General features: G+C 73.5%; 1 protein-coding gene. It reads right to left on the bottom strand.

Features of this window, described 5'->3' with window-relative positions; all coding sequences use genetic code 11:
* A partial coding sequence (locus tag LPA54_RS40670) for a PP2C family protein-serine/threonine phosphatase (RefSeq protein WP_228985453.1) occupies positions 1–407 on the bottom strand: 407 nt, incomplete at both ends.

Genomic DNA, 407 nt, shown 5'->3' with positions numbered 1-407 from the left:
GTACACCGCGTAGAGGCAGGTCGCCATGCGGTCCACGCCGAGCCGCTGTGCCTGCTCGTCGAGGTGGTGCAGCACCTCCTGCGGCGGCAGGTCGAGCCCGGCGAGCGTCTGGGCGGTGGTGCGCAGCTGGCCCATGATCGCCGCCGACGTCATGGAGTGGCCCATCACGTCGCCGACCACCAGGGCCACCCGGCTGCCGGGCAGCGGGATCGCGTCGTACCAGTCGCCGCCCACCCGCGCCGTCTCCGCGGCCGGCAGATACCGCGAAGCCAGCCGGACGCCGGTGCAGCGCGGCAGGGTCTCCGGCAGCATCGTGCGCTGCAGCTCGTCCGCGATGTACGCCTCACGCCCGTACAGCACGGCCTTGTCGATGCCGAGGGCGCTGTGCGTGGCGAGCTGCGCCGCGA

Origin of the sequence: Streptomyces sp. DH12 (genome assembly GCF_020873895.1) — a bacterium.
Taxonomy (GTDB): Bacteria; Actinomycetota; Actinomycetes; order Streptomycetales; family Streptomycetaceae; genus Streptomyces.
This window is presented reverse-complemented; position numbering and strand designations above follow the sequence as displayed.